The organism is Micrococcus sp. (assembly GCF_034179925.1).
Classification (GTDB): Bacteria; Actinomycetota; Actinomycetes; order Actinomycetales; family Micrococcaceae; genus Micrococcus.
In genome coordinates, this window is record NZ_JAXFPG010000039.1 from 1 (window position 1) to 19,587 (window position 19,587).

Annotated in this window: 18 protein-coding genes and 2 tRNA genes; 8 read left to right on the top strand and 12 right to left on the bottom strand. The window is 73.0% G+C overall.

Translation table 11 applies throughout. From position 1 onward, the window contains the following. Positions 1-154: 154 nt before the first annotated feature. Both SPI96_RS07740 and SPI96_RS07745 read right to left on the bottom strand, forming a co-directional pair. Entirely contained in the window at positions 155-1,177 is a 1,023-nt protein-coding gene (locus SPI96_RS07740; protein WP_321081793.1) for a C40 family peptidase, read from the bottom strand. 223 nt (positions 1,178-1,400) lie between these two features. After that, positions 1,401-2,099: a metal-dependent transcriptional regulator gene (locus tag SPI96_RS07745; RefSeq protein WP_321081794.1), complete on the bottom strand. Its 699-nt coding sequence runs from the start codon at positions 2,097-2,099 to the stop codon at positions 1,401-1,403. Between the two features lie 177 nt (positions 2,100-2,276). Here SPI96_RS07745 and serC point away from each other — a divergent pair, with 177 nt between their 5' ends. Then, a complete protein-coding gene (gene serC / locus SPI96_RS07750; RefSeq protein WP_321081795.1) occupies positions 2,277-3,404 on the top strand; it encodes a phosphoserine transaminase in 1,128 nt (375 codons plus the stop codon). A 34-nt stretch (positions 3,405-3,438) separates the two neighbouring features. Here the strand turns inward: serC and SPI96_RS07755 are convergent, their stop codons facing one another. Beyond that, complete coding sequence (locus SPI96_RS07755) at positions 3,439-3,945, bottom strand: DUF3027 domain-containing protein (RefSeq protein WP_321081796.1); 507 nt, start codon at positions 3,943-3,945, stop codon at positions 3,439-3,441. Positions 3,946-3,950: 5 nt separating this feature from the next. Then, on the bottom strand, positions 3,951-4,334 hold the full coding sequence (locus SPI96_RS07760; RefSeq protein WP_321081818.1) for a cold-shock protein: 384 nt from the start codon (positions 4,332-4,334) through the stop codon (positions 3,951-3,953). Between the two features lie 62 nt (positions 4,335-4,396). Here SPI96_RS07760 and SPI96_RS07765 point away from each other — a divergent pair, with 62 nt between their 5' ends. The 5 genes from SPI96_RS07765 (at position 4,397) to SPI96_RS07785 (ending at position 8,663) form a co-directional block, all read left to right on the top strand. After that, the gene (locus SPI96_RS07765) at positions 4,397-4,681 is read left to right on the top strand and encodes a hypothetical protein (RefSeq protein WP_321081797.1); all 285 of its coding nucleotides are present in this window, start codon (positions 4,397-4,399) and stop codon (positions 4,679-4,681) included. Positions 4,682-4,767: 86 nt separating this feature from the next. Beyond that, on the top strand, positions 4,768-5,475 hold the full coding sequence (locus SPI96_RS07770) for a response regulator transcription factor (protein ID WP_321081798.1): 708 nt from the start codon (positions 4,768-4,770) through the stop codon (positions 5,473-5,475). Between the two features lie 82 nt (positions 5,476-5,557). Further along, entirely contained in the window at positions 5,558-7,294 is a 1,737-nt protein-coding gene (locus SPI96_RS07775) for a HAMP domain-containing sensor histidine kinase (RefSeq protein ID WP_321081799.1), read from the top strand. A 79-nt stretch (positions 7,295-7,373) separates the two neighbouring features. Further along, on the top strand, positions 7,374-7,664 hold the full coding sequence (locus tag SPI96_RS07780; protein ID WP_321081800.1) for a WXG100 family type VII secretion target: 291 nt from the start codon (positions 7,374-7,376) through the stop codon (positions 7,662-7,664). A 66-nt stretch (positions 7,665-7,730) separates the two neighbouring features. After that, positions 7,731-8,663, top strand: a complete 933-nt coding sequence (locus tag SPI96_RS07785) for a DUF4031 domain-containing protein (RefSeq protein WP_321081801.1) — start codon at positions 7,731-7,733, stop codon at positions 8,661-8,663. Positions 8,664-8,790: 127 nt separating this feature from the next. Here SPI96_RS07785 and groL read toward each other — a convergent pair whose 3' ends face one another. The 3 genes from groL to SPI96_RS07800 form a co-directional block, all read right to left on the bottom strand. Then, positions 8,791-10,422, bottom strand: a complete 1,632-nt coding sequence (gene groL / locus SPI96_RS07790) for a chaperonin GroEL (RefSeq protein ID WP_321081802.1) — start codon at positions 10,420-10,422, stop codon at positions 8,791-8,793. 297 nt (positions 10,423-10,719) lie between these two features. After that, positions 10,720-11,724, bottom strand: a complete 1,005-nt coding sequence (locus SPI96_RS07795) for a LytR C-terminal domain-containing protein (RefSeq protein ID WP_321081804.1) — start codon at positions 11,722-11,724, stop codon at positions 10,720-10,722. 3 nt (positions 11,725-11,727) lie between these two features. Beyond that, positions 11,728-12,039, bottom strand: a complete 312-nt coding sequence (locus SPI96_RS07800) for a DUF3263 domain-containing protein (RefSeq protein ID WP_321081805.1) — start codon at positions 12,037-12,039, stop codon at positions 11,728-11,730. 63 nt (positions 12,040-12,102) lie between these two features. On the opposite strand from SPI96_RS07800, the gene SPI96_RS07805 reads away from it, so the two are divergent. Next, positions 12,103-12,780, top strand: a complete 678-nt coding sequence (locus SPI96_RS07805; protein ID WP_321081806.1) for a uracil-DNA glycosylase — start codon at positions 12,103-12,105, stop codon at positions 12,778-12,780. A 40-nt stretch (positions 12,781-12,820) separates the two neighbouring features. On the opposite strand, the gene SPI96_RS07810 is transcribed toward SPI96_RS07805, so the two are convergent. The 5 genes from SPI96_RS07810 to SPI96_RS07830 all read right to left on the bottom strand — a co-directional run bounded on the left by SPI96_RS07810 (position 12,821) and on the right by SPI96_RS07830 (position 18,090). After that, positions 12,821-14,641, bottom strand: coding sequence for a threonine/serine ThrE exporter family protein (locus tag SPI96_RS07810; protein WP_321081807.1), 1,821 nt, complete (start codon positions 14,639-14,641; stop codon positions 12,821-12,823). A gap of 65 nt (positions 14,642-14,706) precedes the next feature. Further along, positions 14,707-14,783 (bottom strand) — tRNA-Val (locus SPI96_RS07815). A gap of 153 nt (positions 14,784-14,936) precedes the next feature. Then, positions 14,937-16,892, bottom strand: a complete 1,956-nt coding sequence (locus SPI96_RS07820; RefSeq protein WP_321081808.1) for a S8 family peptidase — start codon at positions 16,890-16,892, stop codon at positions 14,937-14,939. 152 nt (positions 16,893-17,044) lie between these two features. Beyond that, a tRNA-Thr gene (locus SPI96_RS07825) sits at positions 17,045-17,121 on the bottom strand. 93 nt (positions 17,122-17,214) lie between these two features. Beyond that, positions 17,215-18,090 (bottom strand): DsbA family protein, encoded by an 876-nt coding sequence (locus SPI96_RS07830; protein WP_321081809.1) that lies wholly within the window; start codon positions 18,088-18,090, stop codon positions 17,215-17,217. Between the two features lie 171 nt (positions 18,091-18,261). Here SPI96_RS07830 and SPI96_RS07835 point away from each other — a divergent pair, with 171 nt between their 5' ends. Continuing rightward, positions 18,262-19,566 (top strand): DUF4032 domain-containing protein, encoded by a 1,305-nt coding sequence (locus SPI96_RS07835; protein WP_321081810.1) that lies wholly within the window; start codon positions 18,262-18,264, stop codon positions 19,564-19,566. The last annotated feature ends 21 nt before the right edge of the window (positions 19,567-19,587 follow it).

The following is a 19,587-nucleotide window of genomic DNA, read 5'->3' on the forward strand; positions in this document are numbered from 1 at the left end:
GTGGTGTGCGTCCCGGGGTTCCTGCCACGCCCCGGGGGCGACCGGCCCCGTATTCCGGGGGCAATCCCGGCCCCTTCCGCCCCCGGAGCGTGGAGGGAGGAGCGGAGGGGAGGTGAGGTGGTGCAGAGAGGCGGTGTGGGCAGATAGTGCGGGGTCAGCCCACGTAGGTGTAGTACCCGGAGACCGGCATGGCGGCCACGGGGTGCAGCTGAGTGCCCTGGCCCGGGTTCAGGGCGGAGACCATCATGCCGTCGCCCACGTAGATACCCACGTGGGAGCCGCCGAGCTGGAACACGAGGTCGCCGGGGCTCGGGGAGGACACGGGGCGGGTGACCGACGACGCGCGGATCGAGCCGGTGTGCGCGGGGATCGTCAAACCGGCCTGACGGTAGGCCCAGGCCGCGAAGCCCGAGCAGTCCCAGCCGGCGGCGGTCTTCCCGCCGTATACGTACGGGGTACCGATGCCGGAGTAGGCGGCGGCCACGACCCCGCTGGCATTGCCGGTGGAGGCTGCCGGCAGCTCCGCGACGGCCTCCACCTGGGCAGTGCGCTCGAGCTCGAGCGCACTGACCTGCTCCGCCGCGGCAGCCGCCTGGCGGGCCTCCTCCTGGGCCTGAGCGACTGCCTCGGCCTCCGCGGCGGCCTGGCGGGCGGCCTCCTGCTCGAGCGCCTCCTGCTCCCGGGCCTGCTGGAGCGCGGCGGCCTCGGCGGCCCGTGCGGCTTCGAGTGCCGCGGCCTCCTCTGCGGCCTTCCGCTGTGCCGCCTTCTGGGCTTCGGCCCGTTGCTGGGCGGCCTTCTTGCGGGCGGCCTCCTGGGCTGCACGCTTCTGCGCCGCGGCCCGCTGCTGGGCGGCCTTCTTGCGGGCGGCCTCTGCGCGGGCGATCTTGATCTGGGTGGAGGCCCACTCGGAGGCTCCGCTCGTGAGGAGCGGAGATGAGGGGGTCGAGACGGAGGTGCGCTCCGCGGCCAGGGGAGTCGGTGCCTCGGGGCGGGAGGCGAGGGCGGTGCCCCCGGTCAGCAGGCCGGCGGCAGCCAGCACAGCCGCGGCACGCGTCACGGTGGAGGGACGACGCCGGCCCCCACCGACGGCGCGGATCCGGGAGGCACGCCCCGGGGAGGCGCCCTGCACGGAGCTGTCCTGCACGAAGCTCTGGCGGGGGGCGGGATGCTGCAGCACGGGTTCTCGTCCTCGGCCTGCTCACGGGCGCTCGCGCGTCCCTCCCGCGCGGGCCTGGAGCGGCGAGTCGAGCGGTGTCACCGCGCGTCGGGCGGGAGGAGTGAACCGCACGCGGGGTCCGTGGTCGTCTCCGCGGGCGGAGACACGGCGCGCACGCCAGGACCCGCCGATGTTACCGCATGGTCTCCCTGACACCGGCCTCCGGGCCGGGCCCGCACCGAGTTCAGGCCTGCTCCACCCACACGTGGCCGGCGGTCTCGGGGGACAGTTCGAGGGCCTCTGAGCCGCCGTCCACCTGGAGGTGCAGGTAGCCGGTCTCGGGGATGGGACGCATCTGGAGCACGGCACCGGGGCGCAGTCCGGCGGCGTCGAGCTGGGCGAGCAGGGCTGGGTCGGCCTGCAGCCCCTCGGCAAGGCTGCGCACGCGGTACCGGCCCGGGGCGGCCGTCACGGAGGAGAGCACCCGGCCGGGCAGGCCCATCTCGGCGCTCCACTGCGCGGCCGAGCGGGACTCGGGCCGGGGCGGGATCGGTGTGCCGTAGGGCGTCTCGGTGGGATGGCCGAGGATCTCCAGGAGGCGCTGCTCGACCTGGTCGCTCATCACGTGCTCCCACCGGCAGGCCTCATCGTGCACGTAGGACCAGTCCAGGCCGATCACGTCCGCCAACAGGCGCTCGGCCAGGCGGTGCTTGCGCAGCACTGCCACGGCCAGTTCCCGGCCCTGTTCCGTGAGCTCGAGCCGGCGGTCCCCGCCGACGCGTACCAGGCCGTCACGCTCCATGCGGGCCACGGTCTGGGAGACGGTGGGCCCGGAGTGCTCCAGGCGCTCCACGATCCGCGCGCGCAGGGGTGTGATGCCCTCCTCCTCCAGCTCGAGGATGGTGCGCAGGTACATCTCGGTGGTGTCGATCAGGTCCGTCACCGTGCGTTCCTCCTCGTCTCGGGCGGTCCCCGGGGCTGCGCCGGGCCGCCGCCACGTCCCCGCCCGCGCCATCCTAGTCAGGGAACCGCAGGTCACGAACGGCCCGGGAGCGCCGCGTCGGGCCACAATGGGCGTGTCAGACGCCCACGACCTCCCCGTGACCCACAGGAGCGCCCCATGGCCCAGCCCGCCGAGATCACCCTCCCCGCCGACACCCTGCCCGCCGACGGCCGCTTCGGAGCAGGCCCCTCGAAGGTCCGCCCCGAGCAGATGCAGGCCCTCCAGGACGCCGCGTCCCTGCTGGGCACCTCCCACCGCCAGAAGCCGGTGAAGGACCTCGTGGCCTCCGTGCGCCGGGGTGTGGCCGAGCTCTTCGACGCCCCCGAGGGCTACGAGGTGATCCTCGGTGTCGGCGGCTCCACCGCGTTCTGGGATGCCGCCGCGTTCGGTCTGGTCCGCAGCCGTGCCCAGCACCTGAGCTTCGGCGAGTTCGGCTCGAAGTTCGCCAAGGCCACGGACAAGGCCCCGTTCCTGGAGGCCTCGGACATCCGCACCTCCGAGCCGGGCACCCGCCCCGAGCCGGAGGCCGTGGCCGGCGTCGATGTGTACGCGTGGCCGCACAACGAGACCTCCACCGGTGTCGCCGCGCCCGTGACGCGCCCGGAAGGTATCGATGAGGACGCCCTCGTGGTCATCGACGCCACCTCGGCCGCCGGCGGTCTGCCGGTGGACGTGTCCGAGGCGGACGTCTACTACTTCGCTCCCCAGAAGAACTTCGCCTCCGACGGCGGCCTGTGGGTTGCGCTGTTCTCCCCCCGCGCGCTGGCCCGCGTCCAGGAGATCAAGGAGTCCGGCCGCTGGATCCCGGATTTCCTGGACCTGTCCACCGCGGTGGACAACTCGCTGAAGGACCAGACCTACAACACCCCGGCCCTGGCCACGCTGGTCATGCTGGACGCCCAGCTGCGCTGGATGAACGGGAACGGCGGTCTGGAGTTCACCACCGGGCGCACGGCGGACTCCTCCTCGCGGGTGTACGAGTGGGCCGAGGCTTCGTCCTTCGCCACCCCGTACGTGGCCCGCCCCGAGGACCGCTCCGCCGTGATCTGCACCGTGGACTTCTCGGACGAGGTGGACGCCGCGGCCGTGGCCAAGGCCCTGCGCGCCAACGGTGTGGTGGATGTGGAGCCCTACCGCAAGCTGGGCCGCAACCAGCTGCGCATCGCCACGTTCGCCGCGATCGAGCCCGAGGACGTCTCGGCGCTGCTGCGCTGCATCGACGCCGTGGTCGAGCAGCTGGGCTGATCCCCCACGACGCCGGCTCCTCCGGCTCGGCCCCTCAGGCCCGGTCCGCGGTCCCCTTGCCCTCGGCGGGGGCCTCGGGCCGGGCCTCGGCGTCTGCCGGCTCCTCACTCTGGGCCTCCGCGTCCTGTTCCTCGGGCACGCGCCCCTCGGCGACGGCCCGGAGCCGTTCGCGCTCCTCCTCGCTGACGCGTTCCTCGTAGGGCACCCACGGCGGTGCCACGAGGGCGCCGTCGCCGGCTTCGAGGCCGGTCTCGCAGAGGGTCACGCGGCGGGAGCGGGGGGCCCGGGCCACGGTGGAGTACCAGACCCAGCCGGCGTAGCCGGGCAGGCGGGCCTCGAAGCGGTGCGTCACGAGGCGGTCGTCGTCGGCGGTCGCGCCGAGGTGCTCGCCGATGCTCTCCTCGGGGGCCGCCTGGGCCAGCCCGGCGCGGGCCTCGGCGACGGCGGCGGTGAGCACCTCGTCGCGGCGGACGGAGCGGCGACGCGGCCGAGCGGGGGCAGGGGCAGGGGCCGGGGATGTCGGGGTGGAGGTCTCGGTCATGGTGCTCACGCCTCGAGGTCGTCGGCGACGCGGCGCAGCACCTGGGCCAGTGTGCGTGCCTGTGCGGGCTGGGGGTAGCGGCCGCGACGCAGGCCGTTGGAAGTCTGGTCGAGCACCTTGATGAGGTCCTCGACGAGCACGGCCATGCGGTCCGGGGCGGGGCGCTGGTTGCGGACAACGGAGGGGGCGTCGTCGAGCAGGCGCAGGGACAGCGCCTGCTTGCCTCGTCGGCCCTCGGCCACACCGAATTCGACGCGTGTGCCCGAGCGCAGCTCGGTCATGCCGGCCGGCAGGGCGGAGGAGGGCACGTGGACCTCCTCGCCGTCGTCGGTCTGGGCGAACCCGAATCCCTTGGCGGAGTCGTAGAACTTGATGCGGCCCGTGGGCATCGTCGGCACCTGTCTGCTCGTGGTCAACTGACCCCACAGGATAGCGGGGCTACAGTGACCCCGTGCCTCCCACCCACGACTCCGCCCCCGCCCGCCCCTCCGACGCTTCCGGGCCGTCCCGCCCTGCCCGCCGCTTCACTGGCCGCGGCGTCCTGCTGCTGTTCGGCGTGGCGGTGACGCTCGTGTCTGCGCTCGCGCTCCTCGGCTGCCTGGCGGCCTATGCCCTCGGGCAGACCCCCTCCTTCCTGCCGGTGCTCTACGCCCTGAGCATGTTCGGCCTGCCCCTGGGCTTCGGGCTCATGCTGCTGCACGTGGTGCTGGCCGCCGTCGCCCGCGCCCGCGCCTAAGTGTTCCGGGTGCCCCGGCCCAGCCGCGCCCACCCTGCCAGCATGTTCCCAGAGAGATTCCAGGAATGGCGCCCACACTGGAGACCATGCAGCCTCAGAACCCCGAAGCCCGCCTGCTCGTGGTCGACGACGAGCCCAACATCCGCGAACTCCTCTCCACCTCCCTGCGGTTCGCAGGGTTCGAGGTGCGCGCGGCCGCCAACGGGCGTGAGGCGCTCGAGGCGGCCGAGGAGTTCCAGCCGGACCTGGCGGTGCTGGACGTGATGCTCCCGGACATGGACGGCTTCACGGTGACCCGTCGGCTGCGCTCGGCGGGCCGGCACTTCCCGGTCGTGTTCCTCACCGCGCGGGACGGCACGGAGGACAAGGTCACCGGCCTCACCGTGGGCGGGGACGATTACGTCACCAAGCCCTTCTCCCTGGACGAGGTGGTCGCCCGCATCCGCGCCGTGCTGCGCCGCACCGCCTCCCTGGACGACGACGGCGCTGTCCTGCGGGTGGACGATCTCGAGCTGGACGACGACGCCCATGAGGTGCGCCGCGGCGGCGAGGTGGTGGAGCTGTCCCCCACCGAGTTCAAGCTCCTGCGCTACCTGATGATGAACCCCAACCGTGTGCTCTCGAAGGCCCAGATCCTGGACCACGTGTGGGAGTACGACTTCAACGGGGACGCCTCGATCGTGGAGTCCTACATCTCCTACCTGCGCCGCAAGATCGACGTCGCCGGCCGGGAGAAGATGATCCACACCAAGCGCGGCGTGGGCTACATGCTGCGCACCGCCGACAAGCGCTGAGGTGGACAGCCGCCTGCGCCATCCGCGCACCTGGGGGCGGAACTGGTGGCGGGGTCGGCCCCTGCGCACCAAGCTTGTCCTGATGATCACCGCGCTCATGCTGAGCCTGGTGGCCGTCACGGCGATCGTCACCGCGGCCCTGTTCCGGCAGGAGCTCGTCCGGCAGCTGGATGAGGACATGGTCAACAACCGGGACGCCGTGTCCGTGTACCTGACCTCCATGGGGCAGGTCGGCCCGTACTCCACGCCTCAGCACTCCATCCTGCGGTTCTACGGCGTGGTGTGGGACACGCAGGGGCGGCCGGTGGTGAGCACCCCGGTGATGCCCGGTGCAGACGGCCCGCAGCTGGCGGGAATGACCACCGCAGAGGTCGACGCGCAGGGCTCGGACTCCTTCGACGTGCCCGGCACGGACCCGGGCTCGAGCGGCTGGCGGGTCCAGCTCTACCACCTGCGCTCCGGGGAGGGATCCCTGGCCGTCGCCCTGCCCCTGGACGGGGTGACCACCTCCGTGGAGCGGGTGATCGCCCTGGTGGTGACGATCGGCCTGCTCGCGACGGCCGGGTCCGTCGTCGTGGCGAATCTGCTGGTGCAGCGGGCGTTCCGCACGCTGGACCGGGTGGAGCGGACGGCCGCGAAGATCGCCGCCGGGGACCTCTCCCAGCGTGTGGAGTCCGCACCGCCGAACACGGAGGTGGGGCGGCTGTCCCGCTCGCTGAATGCGATGCTCGCGCACATCGAGTCCGCCTTCAAGGACAAGGAGCGCTCCGAGGACAGGATGCGCCGGTTCGTGCAGGACGCCTCCCATGAGCTGCGTACCCCGCTGGTGACCATCCGTGGGTTCTCCGAGCTGTACCGGCACGGGGGCATCAGGCAGGAGGAGGATGTGGCCGCAGCGATGGGCCGCATCGAGTCCGAGGCCGGGCGCATGCACCGGCTCGTGGAGGACCTGCTGACCCTGGCCCGCCTGGACGAGCAGCGCCCGCTCGAACATGAGCCGGTGGACCTGCTGGTGCTGGGCATGGACTCGGTGATGGACGCGGCCGTCAACGCCCCGGACCGCCGGGTGACCCTCGTGGGCCTCGACGGCGACCGTCCGGCCTCGGCCCCGCTGATGGGAGATGAGAATCGGATCCGCCAGGTGGTGGTGAACCTGGTGACCAACGCGCTGCGGTACACCCCGGCCGGCAGCCCGATCGAGATCGCCGTGGGCACCATGGACGCCCTGGCGGGGGCGTCCGATGCCGCCGGCGAGCACGATGGCACGAGCCGGCACTCGGTGATCGAGATCCGGGACCATGGCCCGGGGGTGTCCGAGGAGGACGCCGCACGCGTGTTCGAGCGCTTCTACCGCTCCGACTCCTCCCGTCACCGGGAGACCGGTGGCACCGGCCTGGGTTTGGCGATTGTGGCGGCGATCGTGGCCCAGCACGGCGGGTCGGTGCGACTGTTGGAGACCGACGGCGGCGGGGCCACCTTCTCGGTGCACCTGCCGTGGGCGCCGTTCGAGGACCCGGAGGACGACGAGGACGAGGCCATGGAGGAGGAGACCGCCGAGGACGCCGCACCGGATCTCCACGGCGGCGCGGGGTCCCGTGCGGGGGCTGACGCCCCGGAGGCCCCCACTGCCGGTGCCGGTGCCGAGAGCGGGACGAGCCAACTCGCTCGGCTGCTGCGCGCGGGCGAGCGCTTCCGTCGGGCCTCGGCGGACCGTCGCGGGGACCCACCCGCCCCGTCCGCTCCTGCACAGGGCACCGCGCCCGCCTCCCCGTCCACAGATCCGGACGACGCCGCCCCCTCCTCAGGCGTCTCCTCCTAGCGTGGTGGTCAGCGGCGACCGCCGCGGACCACCGCCCCCGGCCAAGTCCGGGGGCCCGCACACCCCAGGGGGAACAGTCATGAGCATCGTCCAGATCGACGTCGAGGACCTGCGCGCGAAGTCCGGGGCCGTGGAGGGCTCCATCGCCCGCCTCCAGGCGGAGGTGAACGGCATGGAGGCCAACCTGCGCGGCCTGCAGGAGACCTGGCAGGGGCAGGCGTCCACCGCCTTCCAGGGGCTGCTCACGGAATGGCGCGCCACCCAGCTGCGCGTGGAGGAGTCCCTGGCGGGCATCCGCCGGGCCATGGACGCCGCCGCCCAGCAGTACCAGGACGCCGAGGCCGCCAACGCCGCGATGTTCCGGTTCTGACCCGTCGGCCCCGCTCCGCCCGCGGACACCGGGCGGGGCGGGGCGGGGCCTCCGTAGGGTGGTTCTATGGCCGTCCTGATCGACCCTCCCGCCTGGCCCGCTCACGGCACCCTCTTCTCCCACCTCGTCTCCGACGCGTCACTGGAGGAGCTGCACGCGTTCGCCGCCGCACAGGGGGTCTCTCCCCGCGCCTTCGACCTCGACCACTACGACGTCCCGGCGCACCGGCACGCCGAGCTGGTGGGCCGGGGTGCCGTGGCGGTCACCGGCGGCGAACTCGTGCGCCGGCTCACCCGCTCCGGGCTGCGGGTGCCCGCCCGACGGCGCCCCGCCCAGCTGCGTCCGGTGCTGCACCGCCGGTGGCGGCGACTGTTCGAGGCCACCGAGGCCCGGGCCGAGGCCGTGGACGCCCTTGGCACCGCCCTGCTGGAGCGCTGGAGCGAACCGCACCGGGCCTACCACGGCCTGGAGCATCTGCTCGGGGTGCTCGAAGCCCTGGACCTGCTGGAGCAGGACGGCGCCCGTCCGGCCCCGGATCCCCGCACCCTGCGCCTGGCCGCCTGGTTCCACGACGCCGTCCACGCCGGAGACCCCACGGCACCGCCCGGACGCGATGAGGAGGACTCGGCTGCACTGGCCGAGCAGCTGCTCGCAGACCCGGCCCTGGCGCTGCCCGCCCAAGCACGGGAACAGACTGCCCGCCTCGTCCGGCTCACCGCAGACCACCGTCCCGTCCCCGGGGACCACGCCGGGGAGCTGCTGTGCGATGCCGACCTCGAGGTGCTCGGCCGCTCCCCCGAGGCCTACGCCCGCTACACGGCCGCCGTGCGTCGTGAGTACGCGCATGTGCCCGAAGCCGACTGGGTCCGCGGGCGGGCCGCAGTCCTGGAGTCCCTGCTCGCCCCGGACGTGCTCTACCGCACCGCCCCCGCCCGGGCCCGCTGGGAGGACCAAGCCCGGCAGAACCTCACCGCAGAGCTGACCGCCCTGCGCGGCTGACCCGGCCCCAGACGCACCCAGGCCCGCCTCCCCCGAGCGGGGAGGCGGGCCTGGGCTGCTGGTCGTCCGATGCCGACACGGTCCGGCGGAACCGGATGGCCGGCGTCGGGCGCGGCTCAGCGGACGGTCACATCATGCCGCCCATGCCACCCATCGGGTCCATGCCCTCGGCGCCGGCGGCGGCCTTCTCCGGCTTGTCCGCGACGACGGCCTCGGTGGTCAGGAACAGGCCCGCGATGGACGCGGCGTTCTGCAGCGCCGAGCGGGTCACCTTCACCGGGTCGTTGATGCCGGCGGCCAGCAGGTCCTCATACTCGCCGGTGGCGGCGTTCAGGCCGTGGCCGGCCTCGAGAGTCTTGACCTTGTCCGCGACGACGCCCGGCTCCAGGCCGGCGTTGAAGGCGATCTGCTTCAGCGGGGCCTCGATGGCGACCTTCACGATGTTCGCGCCGGTGGCCTCGTCACCCTCGAGGGAGAGGGTGTCGAACGCCTTGGCACCGGCCTGGATCAGGGCCACGCCACCGCCGGCGACGATGCCCTCCTCCACGGCCGCCTTCGCGTTGCGCACGGCGTCCTCGATGCGGTGCTTGCGCTCCTTGAGCTCCACCTCGGTGGCCGCGCCAGCCTTGATGACGGCGACACCGCCAGCCAGCTTGGCCAGGCGCTCCTGCAGCTTCTCGCGGTCGTAGTCCGACTCGGTGTTCTCGATCTCCGAGCGGATCTGGGCCACGCGGCCGGCGATCTGGTCGGCGTCACCGGCACCCTCGACGATGGTGGTCTCGTCCTTGGTGATGACCACCTTGCGGGCGGTGCCCAGCAGGTCCAGGGAGGCGTTCTCCAGGGACAGGCCCACCTCGGAGGAGATGACCTGGCCGCCGGTGAGGATCGCGATGTCGGCGAGCATGGCCTTGCGGCGGTCGCCGAAGCCCGGGGCCTTCACGGCCACGGACTTGAAGGTGCCGCGGATCTTGTTGACCACGAGGGTGGCCAGGGCCTCGCCCTCGACGTCCTCGGCGATGATCAGCAGCGGCTTGCCGGACTGCATGACCTTCTCGAGGATCGCCACCATGTCCTTCACGGAGGAGATCTTGGAGTTGACGATGAGGATGTAGGGATCCTCGAGGACAGCCTCCTGGCGGTCCGTGTCGGTGACGAAGTAGCCGGAGATGTAGCCCTTGTCGAAGCGCATGCCCTCGGTGAGCTCGAGCTCCAGACCGAAGGTGTTGGACTCCTCGACGGTGATCACGCCCTCCTTGCCAACCTTGTCCAGGGCCTCGGCGATGAGGGAGCCGATCTGCTTGTCCGCGGCGGAGATCGAGGCGGTGGCCGCGATCTGCTCCTTGGTCTCGATCTCACGGGCGGCGTCGAGCAGCTCGGAGGTGACGGCCTCGACGGCCTTCTCGATGCCGCGCTTGAGAGCCATCGGGTCCGCGCCGGCGGCCACGTTGCGCAGGCCCTCGCGGACGAGCGCCTGGGCGAGCACGGTGGCGGTGGTGGTGCCGTCGCCGGCGACGTCGTCGGTCTTCTTGGCGACCTCCTTGACGAGCTCGGCGCCGATCTTCTCGTACGGGTCCTCGAGCTCGATCTCCTTGGCGATGGACACGCCGTCGTTGGTGATCGTGGGGGCGCCCCACTTCTTCTCGAGCACGACGTTGCGACCGCGGGGGCCGAGGGTCACCTTCACCGCGTCGGCCAGCGTGTTCAGGCCCTTCTCCAGGCCGCGGCGGGCCTCCTCGTCGAATGCGATGGTCTTCGCCATGATGCAGGTCCTTTCTGGACGGATGCTTCCTTGCTGGTGATGACCCGCCTTCGGTGCCCGCGACGGACGGCCCCCGTAGGGGCCTCACCGGTGGTGGGGTCCTCCTCCGTCTCGGCGCCCGCCGGCCTTGGCTGGCAGTCGCCTCCACGGAGTGCTAATGCCCATTATGAGCACTCCTCCTGGGAGAGTGCAAAAGGTCGACGATTCATTCCCGCCCACCCCGCAGACGCCACGGACCCCCGCCTCCCCGCCCGGTCAGGGGCGGAGGGACGGGGGTCCGGGAGGGTGCTGCGCGGATCAGCCGAAGACGACGACGGCCACGCCGGGCACCTGCAGGTTCGGGGTCTGCACCACAGGCAGGCCGAGCTGGCGGCCGGTGGCCTCGGCAGCCTGGCGGTCGGCGGCACGGTTGTACAGGACGGTGGACTGGGTCACACCGAAGCCCCGCCAGTTCTGGGCCTGCACGTTGGTGTGACCGGCGTCGCGCAGACGCTGGGCGTAGCCGGCGGCCAGACCGTTCACGCGGGTGGCGTTGTAGACGGTCACCGGGACACGACGCACGGCGGCGGCCTCACGGCGGTTCGCCTCGGCCCGCGCGGAGCGGGCAGCGGCCGAGGAGGACTCGGCGGCCGCGGCACGGCGGGAGGCCTCGGCCTGCGCGGAGCGGGCGGCGGCCTGGGAGGACTGGGCCGCAGCGGCCCGGCGGGAGGCCTCAGCCTCAGCGGAGCGGGCGGCGGCCTGGGAGGACTCGGCGGCGGCCGCACGACGCTCGGCCTGAGCCTGCGCGGAGCGGGCAGCGGCCGAGGAGCTGGCCGCGGCGCGGGACTGCACGGCGGCGCGGGAGCGCTCGGCCGCACGGTCGGCAGCCTGGGCCTGCTGAGCAGCGGCACGCGACTGCTCCGCCGCACGGGACTGCTCGGCGGCGCGGGAGCGCTCGGCCTCGGCCGCACGCGAGGACTGGGCGGCGGCGTCGGCGTCGGTCGTGGGCGCAGCCGGGGCGGCAGTGTCCGTGGCATCCCTCTCGGAGGCGGACGGGGCGGCCTCGGTCTGGGACTGGCCCGTGGTGGGGGACCCGGCCTCAGGCTGCTGGGAGCCCGTCAGACGCGGCAGCAGGAAGCCCAGGAAGAGCGACCCCAGCAGCAGGACGGCGGCCGCCACGAGCGGCCACTTGGGGAAGCCTCCCCCGGTACCGGCAGCGGTGGCACCGGCGCCCGCAGCGGCCGGGGCGAAGGACTCACGGTGGGCGCCGTGCTGGTCCGTGTACTCGGGGACGTCGTCGAAACGGTCCGGGGTGTGAGGCATCTCTCAGGTCTCCTGGGGGGAAGCGGGGTCGGCGGTGGACGACGGTCCCGGGACGCGTCGGTCAGCCCGGCGGCGTGTACCGCGCGCACGGCGCAGTCTGCCCACGAGCAGCGGGCGGTAGGCCAGGGCGGCCGGACGGTCCAGCAGTCCGTTCAACACCTGATAGTAGGCGGTCGGCGACAGACCCAACCGCGTGCGTACCGCGTGGTCCTTCGCACCACCGTGTCGCCAGGTCAGAGCCTCAAAGTCCAGGACCGCCCGCTCCTGCTCCGAGAGGCCGCAGGCGGCATCGGGCGCGGGAGTCTGCTCAGGCATGCCGGCCACTGTACTGGGGATGCCCCGGGACCGCCCGGGCCCATCGCCGCTACCCTCGGTGGGATGGAGCTGATCGCACCCCTGGACCCCGGATGGCAGACGGCCCTGGCCGAGCAGGAGCCGGCCTTCGAGAGGGTCGGTGCGGCACTGCGGGCCCGCCGCGCCGCCGGCGAGCAGGTGCTACCGGCCCCCGAGAACATCCTGCGGGCCCTCCGCCAGCCTTTCGACCAGGTGCGCGTGCTGATCCTCGGCCAGGACCCCTACCCCACCCCCGGCCACCCGATCGGGCTGAGCTTCGCCGTCGACCGCCGGGTGCGGCCCCTGCCGCGCTCCCTGACGAACATCCACCGCGAGCTGCACGACGACCTCGGTGTGCCGATCCCCGAGCACGGCGACCTCTCCGCGTGGACGGACCAGGGCGTGCTGCTGCTGAACCGCTGCCTGAGCGTGCGCGCCGGCTCCCCGGGCAGCCACCGAGGGCTGGGCTGGGAGGAGATCACCGAGGCGGCCGTGCGCGCCCTCGTGGCCCGCGACACCCCCCTCGTGGCGCTGCTGTGGGGCGCGGACGCCCGGCGGATGGCGCCGATCCTCACCGCCGGCGGGGCCGGCGTCGTGGAATCCCCGCACCCCTCCCCGCTCAGCGCCCACCGCGGTTTCTTCGGCTCGCGCCCGTTCAGCCGAGCCAACGCACTGCTGGCCGAGGCCGGGGCGCCGCCCGTGGACTGGCGCCTGCCCGCCTGAGCCGCCCCGGCCCCACGGTCGACGACGGCTTCGGATGCGCTCAGCGCTGGTGCCCCTCCATCGTGGGGGCGTTCACGGCAGGCCCGTCGTCCTCGGCGGGACGCCCGGTGAAGGGACGGGCCAGGGTGTCCCCCAGCACCGTGCCGGCCCCGATGCCCGCGATTGTCACCAGGGCACTGACGATCCCCAGCAGGCCCGTCGCCGTGGAGGCGGACTCCACGGTGAACTCGTACAGGCCCCGGAAGATGCTCAGGCCCGGCAGCAGGAAGAGCAGGCTGGGCAGGGCGACCACCAGCGGCGGAGCTCCCAAGCGCAGGGCCACCGGCCGGGCGAGCAGCCCGATCACGACCGCCGCGAGTGCGGGCGCCAGCGGCGCGGTGAGCCCCAGCGCCTGCACGCCCGCGAGCGCCAGGAACGCCAGGGTGGAGACGGCCGCGCACCCCACCATCAGCCGCCACGGGGCCCGCTCCACCACGACGTCGCACGCCGCCGCGACCGCCACCAGCCCGGCCAGCACGGCCGTCGGGTAGGCGACCGAGGAGGTCGAGGTCAGGTCCAGGCGGGAGAAGCCGAGCAGATCCCACACGGCGACGCCCACCATGATCCCGCCCATGATCCCGAAGAACACGAGCAGCGCGGAGATGAAGCGCCCGGCCGCGGTCACGGGGAAGCCGTTGATGGCGTCCTGCACGGCCGTCACGAACCGGGAGGTCGGCAGGAGCATCATGATCCCGCCGGCGACCACGATCCCCGGGTTCACGGGCAGGTGAGCGGCGGAGGCGCCGAAGGCGATCATGGTCGCCACGAAGGCGCCCGCCCCCGTGGCGTACAGCTCCGGCACGCGCGCGGCGACCAGGCGGGTGGCCAGCCAGAACACGAGCCAGGTGGAGACCATGCCGAGGGCCGCCCCCGCCCAGGTGCCGCCGATGAACGGCACGAAGCACGCGACGAACACACCGGCGAACAGGACCTCGAAGGCCGGCGGGTAGGGCTTGGGCCGGTGGCGGATCTCCACGAGGCGGCGCTGGGCCTCCTGACGCTCGACGGCGCCCTCGGAGATCTGCTCCACGAGCCGGTGCACGGCCGCCAGGCCCTGGAAGTTCGTGGAGTTGGAGCGCACCACCCGCTGCAGGGTGTACGGCACCTCCCCACGGGAGGAGTCCGGGGCGTAGTTCAGGGAGATCGCCTGGTTGGTGAGGTCCACCTCGGTCTCGTGGATCCCGTAGGCCTGGGTGACCACGATGATCGAGGTCTCCACGTCCAGTGAGGAGGCCCCGAAGCTGAACATCGTCTCCCCCAGCTTGAGGGCGAAGTCCAGGGTGGTGCGGGCCTCGAGGGCCTCTCGCGCGGGCTCGGGGCGCTGGCGCAGGGTGCTGCGGATCCTGCGCCCGTACGGGGAGGCCTGGAGGCGGTCCACCATGACGAGCGCCTGCGTGGGCAGGGTCTCCTCGAACACCGCGCGGTGGTGGTTCCGGCGCCCACGGCGACGGCGGCGCCCCGGGGCGGCGGGGCCGTGCTCCAGCAGCGGCTCGGGGATGATCGCGTCCGGGACGACGTCCTGCACGGAGGTCTCGGGGGCGGTCTCGGGCTCGGCCGGGGCGAGCACGGAGGTGGGCACCGGTTCGGAGCGGGGCGGCTCGGTGAGGGGGGCGTCCGCCGTCGGGGCGGGGGTGTCCCCCTCGCCGGGAGCCTCGGTGCCGGGCTCAGCGGGAGCTTCGGCCGGGGCGGGCGGCGGGGATGGCGGGCGGCCAGCGGCGGAGGGGCGGATGACCGGGATCAGCGAGGGCTCGGCCGCCGGTTCGGCGACGCGCGGATCGAAGCGCTGTCCGTCCCGAGCCGCCTCCGAGTCCACTGGCCTCACCCTCTCCTGGTCGCCTGCGTGCCGGTCGATACGCAACAGGGCCCTCCGGAAGGAGGGCCCTGCAGTGGTGGATCTTACTGGACTCGAACCAGCGACCTCTCGCGTGTGAAGCGAACGCTCTAACCAACTGAGCTAAAGATCCTCGGTTCGGCCCCGAAGGGCCGGACAACTCGCCACACTCTACCGGAGCAGGGCCGGCGATTCCAAATCGCGCCGGCGGCGCGGCCTTCGTCCCGCCTGCCGGGGCCCGGCAGGGCCACCCGGTGAGGGGCGGCCCTGCCTGGAACCCGGGAGGTCAGCGGGCGGTCACCGCGACGTCGTCGATCCGGAACACCGTGGCGTAGGAGGAGTCCTCGACGCCGCGGAAGCGTAGCGTCACCGTCTTGCCTGCGAACCGGCTCAGATCCACGGTGCGCGTGGTGTACCCGCCGGCATCCAGGTTCGAGTGCCGAGCGAGGGTGTAGGTGCCCATCACACCGTCCACGATCTGCACCGAGAGCGTGTCATAGGCAGCGGTGGTGGTCCGCTCGTCCGTGCCCACCTGCACCGCGTAGCGCAGGACCGCCCCGGAGGCCGGCACGGTGATCCGTTGCTCGATGACCCCCGTGTTGCTCCGGCCGTAGCCGTTGAGCACACCGTAACGGGAGCCGGAGCGGGCCCCGGAGCGGTCGGTGATCACGAAGTCCGAGGGGGTGCCCCGCCAGCCGGCGGTACCGGACTCGAAGCCGCCGTTGGCGAGCAGCGAGGTGGGTGTGGGGACCGGGGCCGGGGTGGGAGCCGGCGTCGGGGCGGGGGCTATGGCGCCGCCGAGGGCCGCCATGGCCTTCGTGGCGTCCACGAGGCCGGCCCCGCACCCCTCGGCGCACACGACGGGCATCGGCCGGGACGTGGACTTCAGGGTGGCCTCTACCTGCGCCGGGGTCAGCCCGGGCGAGGCGGCCAGCATCAGAGCCGTCAGGCCGGCCACGTGCGGAGTGGCCATGGAGGTGCCGTTGTAGGAGGCGTAGCCGGGGCCATACGGGGTGGTGCGGCCGGTATTGACAGTGGAGAGGATCCCGGAGCCGGGGGCGGTGACGTCCACAGCGGAGCCGTAGTTGGAGAAGGAGGAACGGCGTCCGCTGGAGTCGGAGGCGGCCACCGTGATGGTGTTCCTGCAGTTGGCCGGGCGCACGTTGCCGGCGGGCTGGTTCTCGTTGCCGGCCGCCACCACCACGGGCACGCCGCGGCTCACGGCCACGTTGATGGCGTTCTGGTAGGTGGTGCCGCACATGCCGTCCCCACCCAGGGACATGTTGATGACATCGGCCGGGGTCCGGTTGTCCGGGACGCCGGCCACGCTGCCACCCGCGGCCCACACGATCGCGTCCGCGATGTCCGCCAGAGAGCCGCCGCACTTGCCGAGCACACGCACCGGCTGGATCTTGGCGTTCGGGGCGACACCGACCACACCGCGGGTGTCCGCCACTGCGGCGACGGTGCCCGCCACGTGTGTGCCGTGCCACGAGGATGAGGCCGGGTAGGGGGCGCCGCCGCACTCGCCGGCTGCGTACCAGTCGCCCCGGTCGGTCGGGTCGGGGTCGCGGCCGTCGCCGTCGCGGGAGGCCAGGGTGTTGGAGATGAAGTCGTAGCCCGGCACCACATTGGCGTCGAGGTCCGGGTGGCGGGTGATGCCGGTGTCGATCACAGCGACCACCGTGCCGGCACCCGTGGTGCGGTCCCAGGCTCCGGGCACACGCATGCCGTTGACGCCGTGGAAGCCCCACTGGCGCCCGTAGTCCGCGTCCACGGGGTTCAGGCCGGCGGCGGTCATGATCGCGTTGGGCTCGACGTCGGCGACGGCACCCGAGGCCTTCAGGTCCGCCATGAACCGGGCCGACTCGGCCGGGGTGAGCTTCTCACCGGTGGAGATCACCCGGGAGCCGAGGGCGGTCTCGCGCAACTCCTTGACGCTGACACCGGCCCGCTTGGCGGCCAGCCCCCAGGCCTTGGCCCGACCCCGGGCGTTGGCGTTCGAGGCGGTCTCCTTGTAGGTGACGATGAACGAGTCGTAGCCCGCGGCGTTCGGGTCCGCCGTGAACGGCTGCGCGGCGGGAGCGGTGGCCCGCACCGGGGCGACGGCGGCCCTGTCCGTCCCGGCACCGGCGGGACGGGGCTCGGCCAGGGCGGGCGCGGCAATCAGGGTGGTTCCGGCGAGCGCGGCGGCGGCGAGCAGCGCACCGGCTCCACGACGGGATGCGAGGGAGGTCTTCACGAAGTCTCCTGGGGGACGGGCCATCTGCGTGATGACGTCCGGAGCGGCTCCGGATCCGGGTGACTCCAGCGAGATTACTCACGGGTCACCAGTACTGCCAGCCGCAGACACGCGAACGGCCCGGAATCGTGGAGATCCCGGGCCGTCAGCAGTGGAGCCCCCTACCGGATTCGAACCGGTGACCTGCTGTTTACAAGGCAGCTGCTCTGGCCAGCTGAGCTAAGGAGGCGGAGGACCGGCCGCACGTGCACGCGCAACCGGCCCCTCCAGGGTACAAGCCGTGGCGGCGCTGCCGGGTCCGTGCCCGCCGCGCCGGTGCGGCTCAGCGCTCGATCATGCCGCCAGCCCACTCCTGGAAGGACTGGTCGGGGCCGTCGACGGCCCAGTTCTTCCCGTTGACGAACACGGTGGGAGTGCCCCGCACCCCGGCGGCCTGCGCCTTCGCGGTGGCGTAGGCCACGGCAGGACGGTAGGTGCCGTCGTCCAGGCAGCCGGAGACATCAGCGCCGGCGGCCTGTGCGCGCTGGGCGATCTCCTCGTTGCTCAGGCCACGGCCCTGGTGCTCCTCCCACGAGAGGAAGAGGTCGGTCACGAAGGCCCCATAGGCCTCAGGGTTCTCCGCGGCCACACAGTAGGCGGCGTTCGCCGAGCGCAGCGAGTAGTTGCGGTTGTTGGGGGCGCTGAGGAAGTCGACCATGCGGTACTCCACCGTGGCCTGGCCGGCGTCGACCCACTCCTTGATCTGTTCGGCGTTGTCCCGCTCGAACTCGAAGCAGTGGATGCAGTTGAAGTCCACGTAGAGCACGATCTGCGCGGGCTGGCCCTGCTCGGGGGCGCCGAGGCCGGGGATGCTCTCCGGCTGCGTGGACTGGCCCTGCTGCGACGGGGCGGGCACGTCCTCACGGTTGACCTCGCGCGCACCCAGGCCCGAGTCCGCCAGCTCGGTGGAGGAGGTCAGCGTCACGCCGCCCTCCTCGTTGACCACCGCGGGCACGGTGCCGACCGCGGAGACCTGCGGGTTGCCGCGGGTCAGCACGAACCCCACGATCACGGCGACGGCGAGCAGCCCGGCCAGCACCGAGCCCCAGATCGTCAGCGACCGCCTGCGGCGGTCCTTGCGCTGCTGCTCCGCCTGCATCTGGCGGGCGCGGGCGCGGGCGTCGTTGGCCGCCTGGGGCGGCGTCTTCCTGCTGGCCACTGGTCCTCCTGTGTCGGGTGGGTGCGCCAGGCGCACGGCGTGGTGGGCGACGTCGTCCGCCCCGGCCCGGGGCACGGCACCGGACGCGTCCGTCCACGAGCCCGAGCCTACCGGCGTCGCCTGGGCGCCCGCCGGACGAGACGCCCGCAGGGCGGGTGAGAGGATCGGGGAATGGACACGAGCACCCCCGACCCGCCCGCCTCCGACCGGCTCACGGTGACCGGCGCCCCCTCGGGGGACTCCTCCGAGGATGCGGCGACGGCCCTGCTCTCCCTGCCCTGGCACCTGCCCCTGGAGCAGTGGCCGGACCGGGTGCTGGCGGCCCTGCCCCGCGGCATCTCGCGTCACGTGGTGCGCTTCGCGCACATGGGCGCCGGCGTGGTGGCCGTGAAGGAGACCACGGAGGACCTCGCCTTCCGGGAGTACCGGCTGCTGCGCCGGCTCGAGCACCGCCCGGCGCCCTCCGTGGTGCCGGTGGCCGTCGTCACCGGGCGCACGGACGTCGACGGCGCCCCGCTGCCGGCCGCGCTCGTCACCCGGCATCTGCGCTTCTCCCTGCCCTACCGCGCCGTGTTCTCCGAGCGCCTCGAGCAGGGCACGCTGGTGCCTCTGATGGATGCCCTGGCCACCCTGCTGGTCGAGCTGCACCTGGAGGGCTTCTTCTGGGGGGACGTCTCCCTGTCCAATGTGCTGTTCCGGCGGGATGCCGGGGCCTTCGCCGCGCACCTGGTGGACGCCGAGACCGGGGAGCTGCGGGAACGGCTCTCCACCGGCCAGCGCGAGCACGACCTCGACGTGGCCAGGGTGAACGTCGGCGGGGAGCTCATGGACCTGCAGGCCTCGGGCCTGGCGGACCCGGGCATCGACCCGTTCACCACGCCGGACCTATTCGTGGAGGCCTACCGCGAGCGCTGGCGCCTGCTCACCGAGCCCACCATGTTCGCCCGCACCGAGCCCTGGCACCTGGACCGGCGCTTCCGTCTGCTCAACGAGCTGGGCTTCGAGGTGGAGGAGTACTCGCTGCGCGCAGCGGACGTCCCGGGGATGATGCTCGCCCAGCCCACGGACGTGGCGGCCGGCTATCACCGGCGCCGGCTGGAGCGGCTGACCGGGCTGCATGTGCAGGAGAACCAGGCGCGGCGGCTGCTCGTGGACATCGAGACGATGCGCCGGGAGTGGGACCCGTTCATGGAGCTGGAGCATGCGGCGCACCGGTGGGTGCTGGAGGTGTTCGACCCGGTGGTGCGTGCCGTACCCCTGGAGCTGCGCGCCAAGCTGGAGCCGGCCGAGGTGATGCATCAGCTGCTCGAGCACCGCTGGTACCTCTCGGAGCAGCGGGGTGCGGCGGTGCCCCTGGACGAGGCCGTGAGCTCCTATGTGGACACGGTGCTACGTGCCCGCCGAGACGAGGACGCCCTGGCCCTGCACCCGACGACCACCATGCTGCGGGCGGTGCCCTCCTCCGAGCAGGGGTGAGCCCTCCCCGCGCCGGTTCGC